This is a genomic window from Bifidobacterium sp. LH_449 (genome assembly GCF_056356755.1).
In genome coordinates this window covers 146,679-166,116 of the sequence record NZ_JBKEUV010000003.1, presented here as the reverse complement: position 1 = coordinate 166,116, position 19,438 = coordinate 146,679, and the positions used below count along the sequence as shown (strand labels likewise).

The following is a 19,438-nucleotide window of genomic DNA, read 5'->3' as shown; positions in this document are numbered from 1 at the left end:
GGACATGCAGGCCCCCTTCGCAATGCGTGCGGCAAAACGCGCGCAACCACGCCATACGACCGCAGCGCGCGCAAACATACTGTCATTATTGTCGCAGCGGGCAAGACCATGCATGCGACGCACGAACGTCGACATGAACGCGCCGACATCATTCGTCAGCGATATTCCACTCGCGCACGATCGCTTCATCGGCGCCATGAGAATAGATCACGGTGCGAATGCGCTCGCGCACCTGCGCATCATAATCCTGCGACCAGCACACGTCGGCGTCATCCGTCAGAGGGCACCACTGATACTTCCCCTGATGCTCGTTCGCCGTGGCAAGCCAGTCGATACGGCTTACGCGCCATGATCCTTCCACGCCGCGCTTTCCTGCGAACTGCACGCGTGCGGTGACGCCCTGATTATTGACGATGGTCTGCGGCGTGTTCGCCGATTCGGTCACCGCATTGCCAAGACCATAGATGATCCACGTATCGTTGTAATACTCGATCGGCTGCGCGCAATGGCATCCGGCGCCGTAGATCAGGTCGAAAGCGCCGGTATCGGCCAGTTCATGCGCTTCCGTGACCTGCCAGGAATCGGCGTAGTCGATGTATTCCTGCACCGAATGCATGGCGATCGCTACGATGTCGGCGCCCTGCTCGCGCGCAGCCTTCGCCTTCGTGACGGCCTTGTCGATATCGCTCTGATGATTCGGATCGCCCTGCTCGCGCAACCGGTCGACGCGCCATTCGGTGTCGGCTTCCATGCCGTTAAGCGACACCGTGCCTGCGATCAGGCCAAGCTTGCCGCCGCCCGTGGGCGAATCGATGACCAGCGGCTTCCACGAATCCTCTTCCGTCTTATACGAACCGGTTTGGACGATGCCGTTCGCCTCCAACGTGTCCCACAGACGCGCCACGCCTTCCGCGCCCTGATCCCAGGAATGATTGCTGGCATGAGTGCAGGCGTCATAGCCGACATTCGCGGCGGCATCCGCCACTTCGGCGGGAATATTGAAAATCGGATAGGCGGAATACGGGCCGCCACGCTGCGCGATCGGCGTTTCGAATTCGCAGATCGCGATATCGGAAGCGTCGATATATTGGCGCATCGGCTCGAACAGATCCGTGAAATCAAAGGCGGTGCCGTCAGTTGCCGTCGGATTGACCGCATACTGATTCCACAGGCCTTCATGGAACAGCAGATCGCCATTCACAAGAACGGCGATGCAGTCATCATCCGGGCAATCCGGGGAATTTCCAGGATGCTTGACGACGGGATCGGGAGCGGAAGAGGATTTTTCAATATTCTGCGATGATGCCGCGGAATTCGACGACGCGTCATTGGGCGCCGCCGAATCCGGCTGCTTTCCAAACGAAAGCCAAGCCAAAGCCACGGCCAGCACGATCAATATGCCGACAATGATGGCGCCTGCAATGATCGCGGGATTCGCCGTTCCATTATGCAAGACACGCGCAGAGCGGCGTGTCGCATGCTGTGGACGCACCATATCTTCTCCAAATCTCCCTATTTATGCGCAATCGGGTGCGCCGATATATTGGATGCACCGATATTGCACGATGAAATCAGATTACCGCCTTTTCTTGCCATGATTCCAATTGAAGCGCAGGTAAAATGAAACGCAGGAGACGGAGACAACGGCGTCCCCCGCCTCCGCTTAATGTTGCGCCGATTGTTGCGCTGATTGCGCGCCGATTCCGCGGTTTGCCGGCATCCGGCATCTGAATTGGGCAGCCCCCAATTCACATCCGATTGCGCGCGCAATTTTGCGTCCGATTTACGCATTCAAAGAAGGCGCGGCACTGTCAGTGTCACAAATCCGTAGATGAATCATATGATTTGCGACACTGACAGTCGCTCAGTGAAACATTTTCGAAGGCGGGCCTAATAATTTGTGACGCCTGGCCGGGAAGACGGATTATCAGCGATTGGGCCGGCATACGGGCCTTATGGCATGTAAGCAGCATGTAAGCCGCACACGCTGCAGGCATCACCTGTTTCGGCGTTGAACCGTTAGCAGGACGAGGCCTCCGGCCAGCAGGACCATCAGCCCTACGATGAGGCCCGTCACCATCATGCCCGTTTCCGCCATCGTCGTGTCTGCCGGCTTCCAGGAGAGCGCGAACGGGCCATACCCGTCCGTGTCGACATGGAATCTGATTCCCGTCCCCGTGTTTTCCACGTCCACATCCGTAAGCTCAGTGTCAGAGAACGGGGTTATAGGCCAAAATATGTGTCCGGAATGGCTCCCCGTGCCTTGTCCCGGAATGCGTGTCGGGGATTCGAATGTCCGCGGGGGCACTTTCGAGGTCGGCCGGAAAGTGTGTCCGGAACATCGTTCCGCCCTTACTGCCGAAAGGGATCGGGCCGGTTCGAATGCGCCTGCTGCCGTACGGTATGAACACACCACGATGCGGCGCCTGCGGGGCGGACATGAAGAAAAACGGCAGGACCGGCGGCGGGCGGACCCGATGGCGATGCAAGAACCGTGAATGCGGCGCCGGCACCAGCCGCACGTACGACAGGAAGGCGTCCGACCTGAGGGTTGGGCTCGACCGGCCGTTCTCGAAACAGTCCCAGGCCGAGCACCCGCTGCCCGCGCGCACACTGCGGCGCCGCTGCGAGGCGATGTGGAGGATATGGCCGCCGGTGCCCGCGGTCGACGGGATCCATCACGTGGTGCACGTCGACGGCATCCATCTGCGCCGGCTCGCGGCGGTGCTCATCGCCGTCGCCGACGGGCACGTGATCGGCTGGCATGTCGCCAAAAGCGAGCGGAGCGCCTCATGGTCGAGCCTGATGGGCAGGATCGCGCCGCCCGACGTGCTCGTCTGCGACGGCGGCGGCGGGATCCTCAAAGCCGCGGCCGCCGTCTGGCCCGGCACCGGGATCCGGAGGCGCCTGTTCCACGTGCGGTGCGACATCCTCGAGCCGGCCGGCATGAGGCCGCGCCTCGAGGCCGCGAAACGGCCGCGGGGAATCGCGGAACGGCCCGCCGCCGTCACCAACGCGGACGAGGCCGCCGCGTGGCTCGTCGACTGCAACCAGTGGGAACGGGACTTCGCGGCGTTCCTCGACGAGAGGAGCAGGCTCGCCGACGGCGGCGTCGCCGACACGCGCCGCCGCATGGTCAAGGCCAGGAGGATGATCCGCCGGCGGATAGGGGAGGGCCATCTGTTCACGTTCCTCGACGAGACGCTGACGGCGGCCGGCCCGGTGCCCTCGACGAACAGCCTCATCGAATCATGGAACGCGCGGCTGCGCGACATGCTGCGCCGCCACCGGGGGCTGCGGCTGGAACGGCGGCTGAAGGCGGTCTGCTGGTGGCGCCACCAGCACACCGAACGGCCCGGGTCCGACGCGTGGCTCGTCGCGCACGCGCCGGACGACGATCAGGTGAGGGATTTGTACCGCAAGGCGTGGGAACGTTCCCCCGAGGGCGTCCATGAGACGTTCGGCATCCCGATGAGATACGGTACCGGCGTCGACTGGAACGATTTCCATATGCCGGGTAAGTGATCGGAACGGCTGTGTCCGGCCACACCACCGGACACACTTTTTGGCCTATAACCCCGAAACCCCTGCAATTCCAAGGGTTCAGAAACGGCGAAGGGCTTCAAGCAAGCGCTTGAAGCCCTTCGGAAGCGGAGTCAGAGGGATTCGAACCCTCGAGCCGCTAAACACGACTAACACCTTAGCAGGGTGCCCCTATCGGCCACTCAGGCATGACTCCATGTTTCACCGTATACGCGGCGCAACAGCATGTGACTATATCACATATCCAAAGACGAAACACCGGCAAACAATTTTTCCATATTCAATTATCTTTCGACCGCATCGATCCCGCCATCATCGCATCTACATGTCGCCATATGACGCGCAAGCCGCCCGCACCGACTTCGCGCCCGAACGGCGCCGGCATAATCAGCAGGGAAAATGACGCAAAACACTCCAAGATCACAGATTAATTGCAAGACCAGCATCCCCACAAATCTTCGACGGCGACGCCTCTTCCGCTTCAACCCAAAAGCAGATCGGCGACATCAGCGATTTTCCAATCCTCCGGATTCCGTCTCAGCAAATCGTCAACAGCACCACCATCCCTACAGCTATCTTGCAGGATTGGCGTCGCCGGAGAACGTCACGATGACGGCGGCGATCACCAAGGAGACGCCGACGCATTCCCAAATTCCGGGAATCTCGCCGAAAACCAGGCCAATGGCGGTGGCCACGGCCGGATTGACGGATTGCATGACGGAGAACGCGCCGGAAGTGGTGCGCCGCATCACCACTTGGTCGGTCAGATACGGAATGAATGACGCACAGAAGGAAATCACAAACAACAATCCCAGCAATTTCAGCGATCCGCCCGGCTGCAACGCCCATGTCGCGCTTTCCTTCGGATGAATCACATGCGCGATGGCGCCGGGCGCCAAAACCACGGACTGCAGAATCCAGCCGATCGTGATGCCGACGCACAGATTATCCAACGAATTGCCTCTTGCCGCGATACGACGGCCCAACACAATGTAGACGCCCCACATGGAGCCGCCGATAAGAATGGCGATCAGTCCGATCAGGAAACGATCGCCAGCGGTACCGTTCAATGAGACGCCCGCCAACAATACGACACCGCATGCGGCGATGACGATGCCGAGACGCTCGCGCCAACTGCGACCGATCAGCATGGCGACCGTCAACGGGCCGACGAATTCGATGGCGACCGCCATACCCATGTTCATATTGCTGATGGCGACATAGAACATGGTGTTCATCAGCACGACGGCGACGCCGCAACCGGCGACGACAAGCCAGCCGCGGAGGCTCGCCGGAAGGCCTGCACGGCGCGAGGCACGCCATGGGCGGCGCCATAGCAGCATGAGCACGGCCATGAATCCGACGCGATACCACACCGCATACAACGGGTCGAGCTGCTCGAACGCCGCTTTCGCGAACGCCGTCGCAACATACACGGCCAGCGCCTCGCATACGACAACGGCGAACACCGGCATACGATTCATGATTCCTACAATCGCCTTCTTCACGGCGAACACTTTACTCCGCAGGCGGCATGGGCGGCGGGCCAACGACGGGATGGGCGGAGCGAATGGCACGAAGCGCGAAGCCCCTCCTCTTCTGCCCCTCACGGCAACGCCGCAAGAGGCAGTCACGCAACAAACAACCCCGCAACGCAGGTCGCAGATCCCCCGCGCCCCGTCTCAAACTTCACAAACGGCAATGGATTCCGCAATTCGATGCGTCTGATCCGTCAGTGCCGCAAATCCGTAAGCGAATTCTTTTCAGCAGTACACTGACGGGCTCTCAGCGTGCTGCTGAAAAGAATTCGCCTACGGATTTGTTACGCCGAGGAACTTCGGCATCATGGCTGTTAACGCCGGCCGCTCAGCGCAGCGCGTCGTGGAAGAATGCGTCAATGTCTTCAAAGGGGATGCGGTCGACGCGATCGTACAGGTCGATATGTTCGGCATCGTCGACGACCAGCATGCGCTTGGGCTCCTGCGCGGCTTCGAACGCGGCATCGCTGAAGAATCGCGAATGCGCGCGGTCTCCGACGATGAACAGGATCGGACGCGGCGCAATTTCGTCGATATGTTCGAGCAGGCTGAAGTTCATGAACGCCAGTGCACTGGTGGTGGTGAAACCGCCAAGCGCATTCGGATGGTGGCCGCGGGGCACCGCGTAGAAGCGGAACCATTCCGCGTCCGGTTCAGGCATGTCCGCCGGAGGCTCCGCGAGGGGCCGCTCCGGGAAGCTCGGAACGTATTCCGGGTATCCGTTCTCGGCGTCGGCCCAGCGCTGGCGAGCCATCCGCTCCTTGGCTGCGGCTATCTGGTCGGGGCTCATGTTCAGGCGGGCCGCGGCGCTCATGTCGTACATCGAAGCGGTGGCAACGGCTTTGATGCGCGGATCCATCGCGGCGGCGGACAGTGCGAAGCCGCCGGAGCCGCAGATGCCGATGGCGCCGATGCGCTCCCTGTCCACGAAGGATTGGAGCCCGAGATAGTCGACCCCTGCGGAGAAGTTCTCCACGAACAGGTCGGGCGACGAGACGTTGCGCGGGAATCCTTCGGATTCGCCCATATAGCACGGATCGAAGGTGAGTACGACGAAGCCGCGATGCGCCAGTTCGCTGGCATACACGCATGGACCCTGCTCCTTGACGCCGCCGTACGGCGCGCCGATGACGATCGCCGGTTTTTGCTCGCCGGCATCGGATCCTTTCGGCGTATAGAGGTCGCCGGCCAACCGTAGGCCGTACCGGTTCGGATAGAATACGTGACGACGGTCCACGTCGTCCGCCAGCGGCGCGATATAGTGATTCTCGGCCACAGCCATCATGTTGGTTTCCTTTCGTCCGGACGCCGCCGGTCGCGTCATATGCACGCCATCCGTTCGACGCCATTGCCATGCCAGGTCTTGACCATGCCGATCGTAAGATTTGAAGTTAACTTCAAGTCAAAGACAGCGGCGTGTCCCCGATTCGCCCCAGAGCTTCCGAATACACACAAGCACCCACTGAAACATGACGACAGCGTCAGCGATAAAGCCCGCCGCCGGTTCGCGGATACGCATAAGCACCCGTCGCCAACACGACACACATTCGAACATTTGTTCCAAAAATGACCGCCCTTGCGCGTAGGATGATGCCATGAGCACAGCACCACGCGTCGAAGCGGCCAAGCGGGATTGGGGCCATGACGAATCCGGCTGCGTCGTGCTGCATATCGACATGGATGCGTTTTATGCATCGCTGGAAGTGGCGCGGCATCCCGAACTGCAGGGCAAGCCGGTGATCATCGGCACAGGGCCGCGGTCGGTGGTGTCGGCGGCGAATTACGAGGCGCGCAAATACGGCATCAATTCGGCGATGGCGAGCGCCCACGCGCAACGTCTATGCCCGAATGGCGTGTTTCTGCCGGTGGATATGGCGTATTACCGGTCGAAGTCGCATGAGATTTTCCGTGGCGTGCTCTCGCAGATAACCGACCGGATCGAGCAGGTGTCGGTGGATGAATGCTATATGGACGTATCCGGCGCGCTGCTGCGCTGGGGGTCTCCGTCGGCGATTGCGCGTTGGATTCGCCGCGAGGTCGAGTCACGTTTCCATGTGACCTGTTCGGTTGGCATCGCCGGCAACAAGTTGGTGGCGAAGATGGCGTCGACGAATGCGAAGCCGAACGGCATGCTGCTGATCCCTCTTGACAGGCATGCCGAATTCGTGCAGATGATGCCGTTGCGCGGCATTCCAGGAATCGGCCCGTCGCTGGAACGCCGTCTTAACGCGTGGGACGTCGGTTCCGTCGCCGATTTGGCGCAGTTGGATGAGCCGACATTGACGCGGGCGGTGGGCTCCGCCACTGTGGCGCATGACCTGTGGCTGGCCTCGCATGGTGTGGACCATCGCAAGGTGACGCCGTATACGCCGGAGAAGTCGATTGGCGCGGAACGCACGTTTACGGCAGATACGCGTGACATGCGCCAGGTGTGCGACCTGCTGCGGCGATGCTGCGATGAGACGGCGTCTTCGCTGCGTCGCCGCAATCTGATGGCGCGCACGTTGACGGTGAAGCTGCGTTTCGATGATCTGAGCCATCGCACGAAAGCGCATACGATGCCGCGTCCGACGGATGCGGCCAGCATGCTGTACCCGCTTTCGGTCGGTTTGCTGCGTGAAATGCTGATGATTGCCGCCGATACATCCGACGACGTTCCGCTGCCGCGCCCGATCAGGCTTGCCGGCGTCAGCGCAAGCGGCCTGTGCGATGCGAAGGCCGCCGTCGTGCAGCCTTCATTGGATGATCTGCTGGAAGAATCGACGGCGCCGCAAGGCAGTACGCGTTCCGAACGCATGCGCGATGCGGAGGAGGCGTTGGATGCGATACGACGCCGTTTCGGAAAATCCGCCGCAGGATTCGGAACCTAGCCAGTCAAGACCAACCGGTCAAGCCCCATACGATTGGCCCTGACCGCCGATCAAGCCCGATAGGCCTGATGAAAGGAGACAGCCAGCCGACAAAATTGCCGCCGGTAGTATAACAGGTGATACGACCGGCTGCACATTCGGGTACACAGCCGGCTATACGGCCGCCCATAAAACCGGTCACATAACCGGGCATACAGCCGGGCACATCACCAGCCCGCCGAACGGTTCAGCGCGCCAAACGTTCGGCGGCGTCCGCGATCGCCTCGTCGCTGGCGGTGGCGGAAAAACGCAAGTATTCCGGCGCGCCATAGAATTCGCCCGGGCTTGCGATGATGCCGATCCGCGCGAGCGCGGCCATATCCTGCCAGCAGTCGCCGGACTTCGCCTTCACCCACACATACAACGCGCCCGACGGCATGTCGGTGCAGTATCCGTACGCGCGCAAGCCGCCGACCAAAGTGGCGAGGCGCTCGCGGTAGCGGTCATGCTGGTCTCGTACGGCCTGCAAATCCTGCAATCCCGCAGCCATCGCCGCCTGCACCGGTCCCGGAATGATCTGACCGATCTGCTTGCGGTAATCGATCATTTCCCCGATCAGCCTGGCATCGCCGGCGATGAAAGCCGTCCTGTATCCGGCCATATTGGACTGTTTGCTCAACGAATACAATGCGAGGACGCCGTCGGCGCGGCCTTCGCAGATATCGGAACGCAACATGCATGGCGCGTCGGCGATGCCTGTGGCGCTGCGGGCTTCTCCCGCATCCCAATGCATCAGCGCATAGCATTCGTCGGACAGCACCGTTGCGCCGATACGGCGTGCGGCTGCGACGATGCCGGCCATCCGCGCCGCAGTCAGGGTCTCGCCCGTCGGATTGCACGGCGAGTTCACCCACACCGCCTTGACGCCGGGCTCATGCTCCCAGCTTTCCGTATCGGCGACGTCGTCGACCTTCATGACGCGCGCACCGGCCAGCTGCGTGCCGATCTCGTATGTCGGGTAGGAAACGCGCGGCTGCACGACGACGTCGCCCTCCCCCAAATGCAGCAGGGAAGCCATCAACGCGACGGCTTCCTTCGAACCGACCGTCGGAACGACGCCCGCGCCGATCGCGTCAAGGCCGACGCCGCGCGTATCCGCGAACCAGGTGCCGATCGCCTTGCGCAGTTCGGGCGTGCCGATCGTGGCGGGATACCCGTACGCGTTCGCGTCGTCGGAGGCGATTGCCAATGCCTTGCGCACCGAATCCGGTACGGGATCGACCGGAGAGCCGACCGAAAGGTCGATCATGCCGCCGAATGCGGCTTTGGCGGTACGCTTGTAGCGCGCGATGCGAGACCAGTCATACGGGGATGAGAATTCGCGGAATCCCATGATGATCGACCTTTCCACGTTAACGGAAGAACAAACACTATACGGAACAATCGTAATATGGCAAGGCCTCCCGGAATTCGGGAGGCCTTGGCGACAATCGGCAAGCGTCAGGCGCTGCGCGAAGGAAGCGCGGCGACCTGCTCCGGATCCTTGCCGAGCGGGCCGGCTGCGGAAGCGCCGCCCAGGTCGCCGACTTCGGCGAAGAAGCTGACGGCGGCGTCCTTGTACCATGCCCACTCATCCGGCAGATCGTCCTCGTAGAAGATCGCTTCGGTCGGGCACACCGGTTCGCATGCGCCGCAATCGACGCATTCGTTCGGATTGATGTACAGCGAGCGCGCGCCCTCATAAATGCAGTCGACCGGGCATTCGTCCACACAGGCCTTGTCTTTGACGTCCACGCACGGTTCGGCGATCACGTATGGCATGGTTACCTCCTTATATCACGTTCAAGGGTACTCCGAAGCCTTGTCGATTGCGGTTTCGACAAGGCCGGCGCCAGTCGCGGTCCGCGATGGTTCCCGCCTGTCACGGCTTGCTTTGCGTGTTTTGCGCGCTTTCCGCCCCCTGCTTGTCACCGGCGGCATCGACGGCGCCGGCATTGCCGGCTATCCTTCCCAGCAGCGCATGACGATACCCGTAGGCGAAGTAAATGACGAAGCCGACCAGCAGCCATACCACGAAACGAATCCACGTCACCACCGACAGGTTCAGCATCAGCCACAGATTGGCGACGGCGATCAGAATCGGAATCCAAGGATTGCCCGGCATTTTGAAGGTGCGCGGCAGGTCGGGGCGACGCTTGCGCATGATCGGAATCGAAACGGCCACCAACGTGAACGCCGACAACGTACCGATATTCACCATGTCGGACAGCACCGAAATATCGAAGCAGGCGGCGATGATCGCGGTGAACACGCCCATCGCGATCTGCAGGCGGGCGGGAGTGCCGTGCTTGCCGGTATGGCTCAGTCCACGCGGCAGCAGGCCGTCGCGGCTCATCGCGAAGACGACGCGCGTCACGCCGAGCAGCAGCACCATGACAACCGTCGCCAGTCCGAGCACGATGCCGAAGCTGATGATCTTCGCCGCCCAGGTCGCGCCGACCAGTTCGAAGGCTGTGGCCAGCGACGGGTCTTCGACGGCGGCCAGATCCTTATATGACACCATGCCGGTGGTCACGATCGCCACCAGCATGTACAGCACGATCACCAGAATCATGCCGACGCCGATGCCCAACGGCACATTGCGCTTCGGGTCCTTCGTCTCTTCGGAGGTCGTGGCGACCACGTCAAAGCCGATGAACGCGAAGAACACGAGGGCCGCGCCGGAAAGAATGCCGGGAATGCCGTAAATGGATGGGGTCATGCCGGTGACCCACTGCCACAGCGGTTGGTTCATCACCGCTTCGGATGATGCGGCAGGCTCGCTCGGCGGAATGAACGGGGTGAAATTCTCCGCCTTCACGAAGAAGAAGCCGACGATGACGATGAACAGCACGACGGCGATCTTCAGCACGGTCATCGCGCCGTCGACGCGCGCGCCCAGCTTCGTGCCGAACACCAGCAGCGTCGTGAAGAACGCGACCACGACGACCGGCGCCAAATCAACCGTCAGCGGCCCGACATGAACGTTCGTGTCGAAGCCCCAGCCCATCAGACCGAAGAAATCATTCAGATACACGCCCCAATATTTGGAGATCACCGACGAGGCCATCAGCATTTCCAGGATCAGATCCCATCCGATGATCCATGCGACGATTTCGCCGACCGTCGTATACGTGAACGTGTAGGCGGAGCCCGTCACGGGAATCATCGACGCGAATTCCGCATAGCACAGCACGGCGGCGCCGCACACGATGCCTGCGATAAGGAAGCTGATGATCACCGCGGGGCCGGCATGGAAGGCCGCGGCCTGCGCGCCCACCGAAAAGATGCCGGCGCCGACGGCGACGGCCACGCCCATGATCGCCAGATCCCACCATGAAAGGTCGCGTTTGAGCGCATGGCCTTCCTCGCCGGCCTCCGCCAGCGTCTGTTCAACTGATTTCGTGCGAAACAGCTGCATAATGATACCTTCTTCTGCTCTTGACGCTGATCGGGCCTGCTTTCGGATCGCCGTCCGGCGTTCAGCGCCGCTCTTGACCGCGGCCAAGTATAGGCAGATGAGGATATGCGTGCAGGAAAAGTCCACCAATATGGACGGCGTGGCCGGATTGCCGTGCGGCCACGCCGTCCGCAACTGTCCCGTCTACGGCCGTTCCGTCCGCACCCGTTCCGTTTACAGCCGCATGCCGATGACGACGGGCTCCGGGATCAGGCGTACGCCGAATGCCCGTTCGACGCCTTCCTGAATGGCATGGGCCAATGCCGCGATGTCCTCGGCGGTGGCATCGCCGCGATTCGTCAATGCGAGCGTATGCAATGTGGACAGGCCTGCGGCGGCATCCGGCGTGACTTTATATCCTTTATGGAAGCCTGCATGATCGATCAGCCAGGCCGCAGACGTTTTCACGCCCGGCGTGCCGTCCGGCAGCGCCGCCTCGAAACGAGGCGCGTCCTCGGGAAGGTTTTCCGCTTGGTCGATGGTCAGGATCGGATTCATGAAGAAACTGCCGCAGCTGTGACGGTTGAAATCGACCGGGACGCCGCCATCGGCGGCCTCGTCGCCGGCGGCTTCGTTGACGGCGGCTTCGGCGGAGGCGAGGCCGTTGCACTGCGCCTTCAATCCGATTGCGATCTGGCCGTCGCGCTTCGTGCCGCGCATCGCCGGCAGCATGTAACGCGTCGCGTCCTCCAGCATGCCTTTTGACGCGCGCACCCGCAGCACCGCGTTGCGGATATCGGCGACATTCATGCGGTCGCCGACTTCGACGCCGAGCGCTTTGGCGAGCTGCCCGTAGCCGACGACGCCGGTTTCGCTGTGGCGCAGCGCGAACGTCACCGACAACACGATATAGCGGGGCGTCGGGAAGAATTCGTCCGCCGGCACACCGGGCGCCGCATACATGCTGGATTTGAGCGCGCTCGCACGGTAGCCGAAACGCAGCTCTTCATTGCTCAGATCGCAGGTCCGCTTCGTCGCGCGGTCCCACGCCTCCACCGATTCGATGCCGGAGGCGACCTCCTGGCCGTATGCGCCGATATTCTGCACGACCGACGCGCCGACGGTTCCCGGAATGCCGGAAAGCCCTTCGATGCCCTCCAAGCCGAGTTCGACGCAGAATGCGACGAAATCATCCCAATTGCAGCCCGCCTCCGCGTTCACATGCACGATGCGTTCGCCGTTTTCCACCGGGGCGGCCTCGTCGAGCACGCTGATGGTGTGGCGGGCGTCGCGTACGACGACGCCGTTGAACGGCTCGTCGGAGACCAGCATGTTGGAGCCCCCGCCGATCACGCACAGCGGCAGCCCTTTGCGATCGGCTTCCTCAACGGCTTCGATAACGCCCACACGACTGGTCGGCTCAATAAAACGCGCGATTTCGCCGCCTACGGCGATGGTGGTGATGTCGGCAAAACGTGTCATACGCCCCAGCATACACATATGCGAAGGCTGCCCGAAACCATACGAGAAAACAAAAAACCCGACCTGTCGGTCGGGTTTTGAAGCTTATTCAGCGGGTCTCGCGATGCACGGTCTGCTTGCCGCAGCGAGCGCAGAACTTCTTCAGCTCAAGACGATCCGGCGTGTTACGGCGGTTCTTCGTCGTGATGTAGTTGCGTTCCTTGCACTCGGTGCATGCCAGCGTGATGCCCGGACGAATGTCGGCGCTCTTGCTTGCCATTGGGTTCACCTCTTGTGGTTCGTTGTCTACCGACGTATGCCGGCCTTTAGTAGCGAGAAAGAGACTCGAACTCTTGACCTTACGATTATGAGTCGTACGCTCTAGCCAGCTGAGCTATCCCGCCATGAGAGCCTCGAGTGAGAATCGGACTCACGACCTCTTCCTTACCAAGGAAGTGCTCTACCACTGAGCTATCGAGGCGTGGCGGATAGTGGATTCGAACCACTGAAGCACGAAGCGACTGATTTACAGTCAGTTCCCTTTGACCGCTTGGGAAATCCGCCATGCTACCAGTTCTTGGTTGAACCCCGCAACCGGCAACAGGTGATAGTATGCACGAAACGACCGAGCCGCGCAACTTCGGCGTGTCGCGCAAGTCACAGACCTTAAAAACGGCCATTTTCCAATGTTTTCAGCCTTCTTTCATCCGCAAGCGCACATCGGCGAAAAAGAAAACCGCTCTACTCCCCTTTCCACCATGAGGCCGGCCACATGCGGCGCAGGCGGGATATATGCAGGGCCGCCCGCACGCGTTCGACGCGCCGCCATAATCCGCCCGGGCTCTCCGGTCTACCGCCGAATGCGGCTCCGGCGGCCGCGGCGCCGATCAGGCGTATGTCTTCCGCATATTGCGGGATCGACGTGTCCGATGCGGCGTCGGCCGCAGTGTCCGACGCAACGTCCGTCCCGACGGCCGACGCGGCCGCCGTGCGTTTCTCGGCTGCGGCCCGCCCTCGTTCGGCGACTGCCTGCGTCGACTCCCGGTTCCTGCTTGCGCAGTATTCGCCGATCGCACGCGCAATGTCGGCATCGCTGTCGCTTGCGCGCCAGCGCATTCCCGCATCCCACGCGCTGTCCGCGATTTCGCGCCAGGCGGCGCGCCACGCCTCCCCCGCACGTTCCGAGGAAGGCGACGCGGCATCGCAATCCGGCGTGGCATCGTCGAATCCGACCATCACATCACGCCGGCGCCGCCGTTTCCGCCTGCGCGCCATTGCGGGAGTCGACAGAAGCAGCAGCACAAGAGCGGCGCACGATGCCGCGACCGCAATGACGGAAGCGTGTGATTCCAGCAATGCTGACACGATATTCCGCGGTTGCGCCGCATTCGCGACGTCATCGGATTCGGTGATATCCCGCGCATCATCAGCGTTCGCATCATCAGTATTCGCATCATCGGGCGACGTCGCATCCGTGTCGGCCGCATCGGACCGATCCGACGGCGCGTTCCCAGCGGACGCCGCAGACTGCCCGTCCTCATCACCGGCGTCATCGGATTGCGCGGATGCCGCGGCATCGCCCGCATCATCGCCCGCCGACGGCGTCACGTCAAACGGCACCCAACCGACATCGTCGACATACGCCTCCGTCCACGCATGCAACTGGTTCGACGAGACCTGATACCAGCCGTCCGCGTCTTTTACGGGACTCGCGCCGTATCCCAGCACAACGCGCGTCGGCACGTCCATGGCGCGCCCCAATACGGCGAGCGCCGTCGCATAGTGCGTGCAGTATCCGGCGCGGGAGGCGAGGAAATCGTTGATGACTTCCATATTGTCGCGCCCGTTGCCGTCGGGCGAACGCAACGTGTAGGTGAATCCTTCGTCGGGATCGGTGAAGGTCTTCACCAGGTATCGCATTGCCGCGATCTGCCGTGATGTCTCGTCGGATGAGGATGTCGATTCGACGTTCACGCCATCCTGAACGGCCTGGTTGACGAAGGCGCGCACATTGTCCGGCAATGTGTCGGGAAGTTCGAGGTAATGTTCGTGCGCGTATTCGTTCGCACCGCCGATGGCGCGCGTGAACATCGCGTTGTCGTCGCCGTCGACCGCGGCCGTCCGCCCTGGCCACATGCTCATTCCGACGGAATTCGTGACATGTTGCTGGATGATGTCGGTTATTCCTTGCATGCTGACGGCGTCCAGCGTCATGCTTGATGACATGTTGGCGTCGATGCCGGCATCGGCGTCGGATTCGTCGCCCGCGGAAACCGACTGCGACTCCGCCTGCAGCGCCTCCATGGGCAGTACCAGCACGTCGTTCCCGTCAGCGCCGTACACCATGACCCGCCATTCGTCATCGCCGACGTATGCGCGCTGCAGGAAATCGTCCGTGAATTCGTAGTCGTATGTCGTGCGCTCCGTGCCGTCGGCGGCGGTGAACGAGCCGGCCGGCTGCCGCATCAGGGTCGCCGCGATGCTGCCGTCCGACAGTTTTATGAATCCGCCCGGCTCATCCATGGTCACGGGAATCGCCAGCACGCCGTCCCACTGTTCCGCCAGCCCGTCCGCGATCAGCTGCTGGCGCTGCACGGCGCGCTCCTGCCATGTCGCATATTCGCCTTGCTGCTGCGGCATCAATTTCCGGTACGCCTGCAACGCGGCATCCACCTGATCGAAACCGGCATCGTCGCTGATCGGCTGCATGTACAGGCTGTCCATCGAATATGACATGCCGTCAAACGTGCTGGATGTGCGGCTGTATCTGCTGCCGTCCTCATATGGCCGCCAATCCGACAGTGATGCCCCTTTCAGGCTGGCGAGCTCGCTCGATACGCCGAGCATCGGCATGAACCGGGAGACCAGACCGCGGATTTCCACGGTGCCGTTCACATGCAGATTCTGCAGGATGGCTTCATCCTCGCCTTCCCCGTTCAGGCTCGATACGAGGGAGGCGTACAGCGGCCAGGGGTTGCGCAACAGCGTCCTCATGCCCGCGTCGCCCGTATCCGACGATGGGTCGCCGACGGTTCCCAGCCGGAAGCCGGAACCGTAAAGATCGGCGGCCTGCGCGATGGTGTCGTCGAATCGCCATGTGTCGCCGTCGAAATCGCCCAATGTGCCGAGGCGGAGGTATTGCGGCGCGTCCGTTTTGTATCGCAGCGCGATCCGCGACGAGCCGCGCGTCAGCGAGCGCCGCAGATCGACGATCGGATTCACCATATTCGACGAGAACAGGCCCGTCGATTCGCCGAACGACAGCGGGACGCCGTACGCCATTTCCAGCATTGACGGCGTGCAGCATAGGCTCAATGCCGTCACCGAAATGGCAGCGGCACCGCGGATTACGACGCCGGCATCGCATGGCCGCACCGTCCCCAACAGCACGATCCAGGCCGCGATGATGATCGCAAGCCACCACCATGGCGCGTTCTGCCCGACAAGCAGCGCGCCCGCCGGCACGGCCACGGCCGGCAGCATGCCCATAAGCGGTCTCGATATGCGCAATGCCAGCAGGATGCGCAATATGATCGCCGCGCAGGCCACCGCGATGACGAGCACGACGTCTGATTGCCATTCCACCTGTACGGGCGGCAGTTGGCGGTACAGGTCGTCGAATCCCGTATTCACGATCGACGCGGCCTGCGCGAGCCAATCCGTCTGCCGGTTCAGCACGAGGCCCGCCGCCTGCCGTTGGCTTTCGGTGGGCCAGAACATCCACATTCCGGTATGCCGTGCGGACAGGCCGTTTGCCGATACGATCGCGGCGATGATCGCGAGCACTGCGACCAGGACGCAGCGCAATGCGGAAACCAGCGCGTCGCGCATCCGTGCGGATTTTCCGTCGCGTCCGCAATGTGCGGGAATCACGGATTCGACCGCAACGAACGCGAACGTGCCGTATGCGAACGGCGTCCACGTTCCAGGCTGCACAAGCGTTGACGCTGCATGGATCGTGGAGACGAACATGATATACAGCGCGATGGCGGTAACGCCGCAGTTCAGCGGCGTCGCGCACTTGCCACGTGCTGGCGTAGGACGCCGGGACTGCCGCGATGCCGCGGATTGCCGGCCCCGCCGCGTCGCCGCCGGCCGGGATGCGATGTATTCCAATGGGACCGGCGTTGTCGGCTCGGTGACGATATCCGTTGTGATTCTGGATTGCGCGATATGCCATCGCCCGGCCAGTCGCGCGGCGATATCGGGATCGGGACTGATCGCCACGACCACTGTCTGCGGATCGGCGAGCGCGGCCCGCAATGCCGCGGGCATGGACGCGGTGGCCGGCGCGGACGCCCGCGCGACGGCGGAACCATCATTATCGGCGAGGCCGTCATGATTGTCGCGATCGTCCCGCCTGATGCCGCCGGCATCATCGCCATAGCCGGCGCAGGCGAGGAGTCGGATGACGTCGTCGCCGGTCTGCGCGACGGCGACGCCATCGCTGACCATCGGCTGGGATGAGGCCGCATGCCGCCGCCACATCGCAGCGCGCGCCGCCATCACGTCGATGAGGGTGCCGTGATTCCCGTCGTCATGATTCCGACTACCAATTCCTTGGTCGCCGCCGCCTTGGGGGCGTTCATCACGCGTTCGGCCATGCCGGTTTCGCAGTTGCCGACGCCGCACCGCCTCACCGCCTGATGTCGGCGGCGCGTCGTGCAATGCGGCTGCGGCATCCAGCCAGATGATCATGTTCCCGCGCTTTTGCCGGTTCTCGTCGCGGACCATGAGGTCGTCGTAACGGGCGGAATGATGCCAGACGATGTGCCGCATCGGGTCGCCGGCCGCATACTGGCGGATCATGCCGGACTGTTCATCATCATGCCGCAAGGCGTCATGCTGATTGCGCACGCCCGCCTGCACGCATGCCGCGCCGCCGCCATTCGGCTTCGGCACGACACAGGTCGCGGCGTCGCCCGGCATGGCCCGGCGCGCCTGCCACAATCCGAGCGGCCCATGCCAGCGGAACACCGTGTATTCGTGGACGTAGTAGCCGCGTTTTTCCGGAATTCCACGCAGGACGGGGCCGACGGGCCGATCCCGGAAATCGCAGGCGCGGTAATACGGCTTCGCCTGCGCACGACGAGGCCACCATATGCCGCGCCAGCCGGCAGGCCCCGCCATACGCCGTCCGATCCGACCGCCATCATCATCCTGCAATGGCCGCGCCTCATCATACTTGGCCCAAATCCGGCATCCGCAATATTGCACGACGACCATCAGCAATTCCGCGATCATCGCGATGCTTGCCGCCAGGGCCGCGGCGACGACGGCCCGCTCATCCAGCAATAAAGCGGCATACCATAATCCGACCGCACCGGCGGCGACAAGCAGTCCGGGCAAGGTGGGCGCGACCAACGGCCACGCCGAAACAGGGCGACTTGCACCGCACTTCCGCGCCGTCCTATTTTTCCGTCTCATAATGCGCCCGCCTTGCCGTTCCAGCCCAACGCCGACGTCTTCAGCGGCCCGCGGCGCGCGGTACCGGCAGATCGCGCAGAATCGTTTCAATGATCGCAGCGACCTGCGTGCGGGCATGCGACGTCGCATAACGGTCGCGCAGAATCAGACGATGCGACAGCACGGATGCCGCGACCGCGCGAACGTCATCCGGCAGCACGTAATCACGCCGCCGCAGCGCGGCATGCGCGCGCGCCATCGTCGCAAGATGCAGGCCGGCGCGCGGAGAGGCGCCATACACAAGATCGGCGCGATCCCGTGTGGCCGCGGCCAAGGCGACGATATATTCGGCGACGGGCCGCGCGACGGTGATGCCGTCGATCGCATTGCGCAACGCAACGATATCCTGCGTGGAACACACCGGCTTCATGCCAAGCAACGGATCGCGCCATTGCGGATTCATCACCATGTCCGTCTCGGCGTCGGCCGTCGGATACCCCATGGAAACGCAGGTCATGAAACGATCCAACTGCGCTTCAGGAAGCGGATACGTGCCCTCCGTCTCAATCGGATTCTGCGTCGCGATCACCAGCAGCGGATCAGGCAAGGCATGAGTGACGCCGTCCACGCTGACGGCTCCCTCCCCCATCGCCTCCAGCATCGCGGACTGCGTTTTCGGATTCGCTCGATTGATTTCGTCGGCCAACACCACATTCGCGAACAGCGGGCCGGCATGGAAGGAGAACGCGCCCGCGCCCCTGTCGTATATGGACACGCCGGTGACATCGCCCGGCAGCAGATCCGGCGTGAACTGGATGCGACGGGTGACGCCGTCGATGCTCTTGCTCACCGCACGGGCCAACGTCGTCTTGCCCACGCCCGGCACATCATCCAACAGCACATGCCCGCCGGACGCCAACGTCATCACCACGGTTTCACGAACTTCACGGGAGCAGGCCAGCCGACGGCCCAACTCGTCGACCAGCGTGTCCATCAGCGAAAACACTTCCATCGCGTCCCCCGAATCCTTCAACGGATATGCCTTGCCCTTCTTGGCAATATTGTAGGCCCGCGAAGACCCCCGCACGGATCACATGCACGAAAAATGAGCATGAAAACAAAACAAAACCGCCCGCCAACAAACATGTTGACGGGCGGTTCCACGGCTCTTTAGGACCGCAAGGCCCCGGACTCGGCCACCG

Annotated in this window: 13 protein-coding genes and 4 tRNA genes; 3 read left to right on the top strand and 14 right to left on the bottom strand. The window is 62.4% G+C overall.

Translation table 11 applies throughout. From position 1 onward, the window contains the following. Nucleotides 1–148 precede the first annotated feature (148 nt). Entirely contained in the window at nt 149–1,495 is a 1,347-nt protein-coding gene (locus AC1AX7_RS03985) for a CapA family protein (RefSeq protein WP_476508801.1), read from the bottom strand. A gap of 908 nt (nt 1,496–2,403) precedes the next feature. On the opposite strand from AC1AX7_RS03985, the gene AC1AX7_RS03980 reads away from it, so the two are divergent. Further along, entirely contained in the window at nt 2,404–3,525 is a 1,122-nt protein-coding gene (locus AC1AX7_RS03980) for an IS1249 family transposase (protein ID WP_476508881.1), read from the top strand. Between the two features lie 126 nt (nt 3,526–3,651). On the opposite strand, the gene AC1AX7_RS03975 is transcribed toward AC1AX7_RS03980, so the two are convergent. From AC1AX7_RS03975 to AC1AX7_RS03965, 3 genes are all read right to left on the bottom strand, one after another. Then, nucleotides 3,652–3,739, bottom strand: a tRNA-Ser gene (locus AC1AX7_RS03975). 376 nt (nt 3,740–4,115) lie between these two features. Beyond that, nucleotides 4,116–5,051 carry an EamA family transporter gene (locus AC1AX7_RS03970; protein ID WP_476508800.1) on the bottom strand — a complete coding sequence of 312 codons (936 nt, stop codon included), beginning with the start codon at nt 5,049–5,051 and terminating at the stop codon, nt 4,116–4,118. Nucleotides 5,052–5,409: 358 nt separating this feature from the next. Further along, the gene (locus AC1AX7_RS03965) at nt 5,410–6,366 is read right to left on the bottom strand and encodes an alpha/beta hydrolase (protein WP_476508799.1); all 957 of its coding nucleotides are present in this window, start codon (nt 6,364–6,366) and stop codon (nt 5,410–5,412) included. A gap of 310 nt (nt 6,367–6,676) precedes the next feature. Between AC1AX7_RS03965 and dinB the strand changes: the two genes are divergently transcribed. Beyond that, on the top strand, nt 6,677–7,951 hold the full coding sequence (gene dinB / locus AC1AX7_RS03960; protein ID WP_476508798.1) for a DNA polymerase IV: 1,275 nt from the start codon (nt 6,677–6,679) through the stop codon (nt 7,949–7,951). A gap of 226 nt (nt 7,952–8,177) precedes the next feature. On the opposite strand, the gene dapC is transcribed toward dinB, so the two are convergent. The 8 genes from dapC to AC1AX7_RS03920 all read right to left on the bottom strand — a co-directional run bounded on the left by dapC (nt 8,178) and on the right by AC1AX7_RS03920 (nt 13,394). Continuing rightward, nucleotides 8,178–9,323, bottom strand: a complete 1,146-nt coding sequence (gene dapC, locus AC1AX7_RS03955) for a succinyldiaminopimelate transaminase (protein WP_476508797.1) — start codon at nt 9,321–9,323, stop codon at nt 8,178–8,180. Nucleotides 9,324–9,430: 107 nt separating this feature from the next. Next, nucleotides 9,431–9,751 carry a ferredoxin gene (gene fdxA / locus AC1AX7_RS03950; RefSeq protein WP_476508796.1) on the bottom strand — a complete coding sequence of 107 codons (321 nt, stop codon included), beginning with the start codon at nt 9,749–9,751 and terminating at the stop codon, nt 9,431–9,433. A gap of 100 nt (nt 9,752–9,851) precedes the next feature. Beyond that, nucleotides 9,852–11,390, bottom strand: a complete 1,539-nt coding sequence (locus AC1AX7_RS03945) for an amino acid permease (protein WP_476508795.1) — start codon at nt 11,388–11,390, stop codon at nt 9,852–9,854. 213 nt (nt 11,391–11,603) lie between these two features. Continuing rightward, the gene (locus AC1AX7_RS03940; RefSeq protein WP_476508794.1) at nt 11,604–12,851 is read right to left on the bottom strand and encodes an FAD-binding protein; all 1,248 of its coding nucleotides are present in this window, start codon (nt 12,849–12,851) and stop codon (nt 11,604–11,606) included. Between the two features lie 88 nt (nt 12,852–12,939). After that, nucleotides 12,940–13,110 (bottom strand): 50S ribosomal protein L33, encoded by a 171-nt coding sequence (gene rpmG / locus AC1AX7_RS03935; protein WP_163227216.1) that lies wholly within the window; start codon nt 13,108–13,110, stop codon nt 12,940–12,942. 50 nt (nt 13,111–13,160) lie between these two features. After that, nucleotides 13,161–13,234: transfer RNA gene (locus tag AC1AX7_RS03930), tRNA-Met, on the bottom strand. A 5-nt stretch (nt 13,235–13,239) separates the two neighbouring features. Then, nucleotides 13,240–13,311: transfer RNA gene (locus AC1AX7_RS03925), tRNA-Thr, on the bottom strand. Between the two features lies 1 nt (nt 13,312). Then, nucleotides 13,313–13,394: transfer RNA gene (locus tag AC1AX7_RS03920), tRNA-Tyr, on the bottom strand. Between the two features lie 48 nt (nt 13,395–13,442). Here AC1AX7_RS03920 and AC1AX7_RS03915 point away from each other — a divergent pair. Continuing rightward, nucleotides 13,443–13,592: a hypothetical protein gene (locus AC1AX7_RS03915; protein WP_476508793.1), complete on the top strand. Its 150-nt coding sequence runs from the start codon at nt 13,443–13,445 to the stop codon at nt 13,590–13,592. On the opposite strand, the gene AC1AX7_RS03910 is transcribed toward AC1AX7_RS03915, so the two are convergent. After that, nucleotides 13,572–18,194 (bottom strand): transglutaminaseTgpA domain-containing protein, encoded by a 4,623-nt coding sequence (locus tag AC1AX7_RS03910; protein ID WP_476508792.1) that lies wholly within the window; start codon nt 18,192–18,194, stop codon nt 13,572–13,574. The two genes, AC1AX7_RS03915 and AC1AX7_RS03910, sit on opposite strands and share 21 nt — an antisense overlap. A 103-nt stretch (nt 18,195–18,297) precedes the next feature. After that, a complete protein-coding gene (locus AC1AX7_RS03905; RefSeq protein ID WP_476508791.1) occupies nt 18,298–19,269 on the bottom strand; it encodes an AAA family ATPase in 972 nt (323 codons plus the stop codon). Nucleotides 19,270–19,438 lie beyond the last annotated feature (169 nt).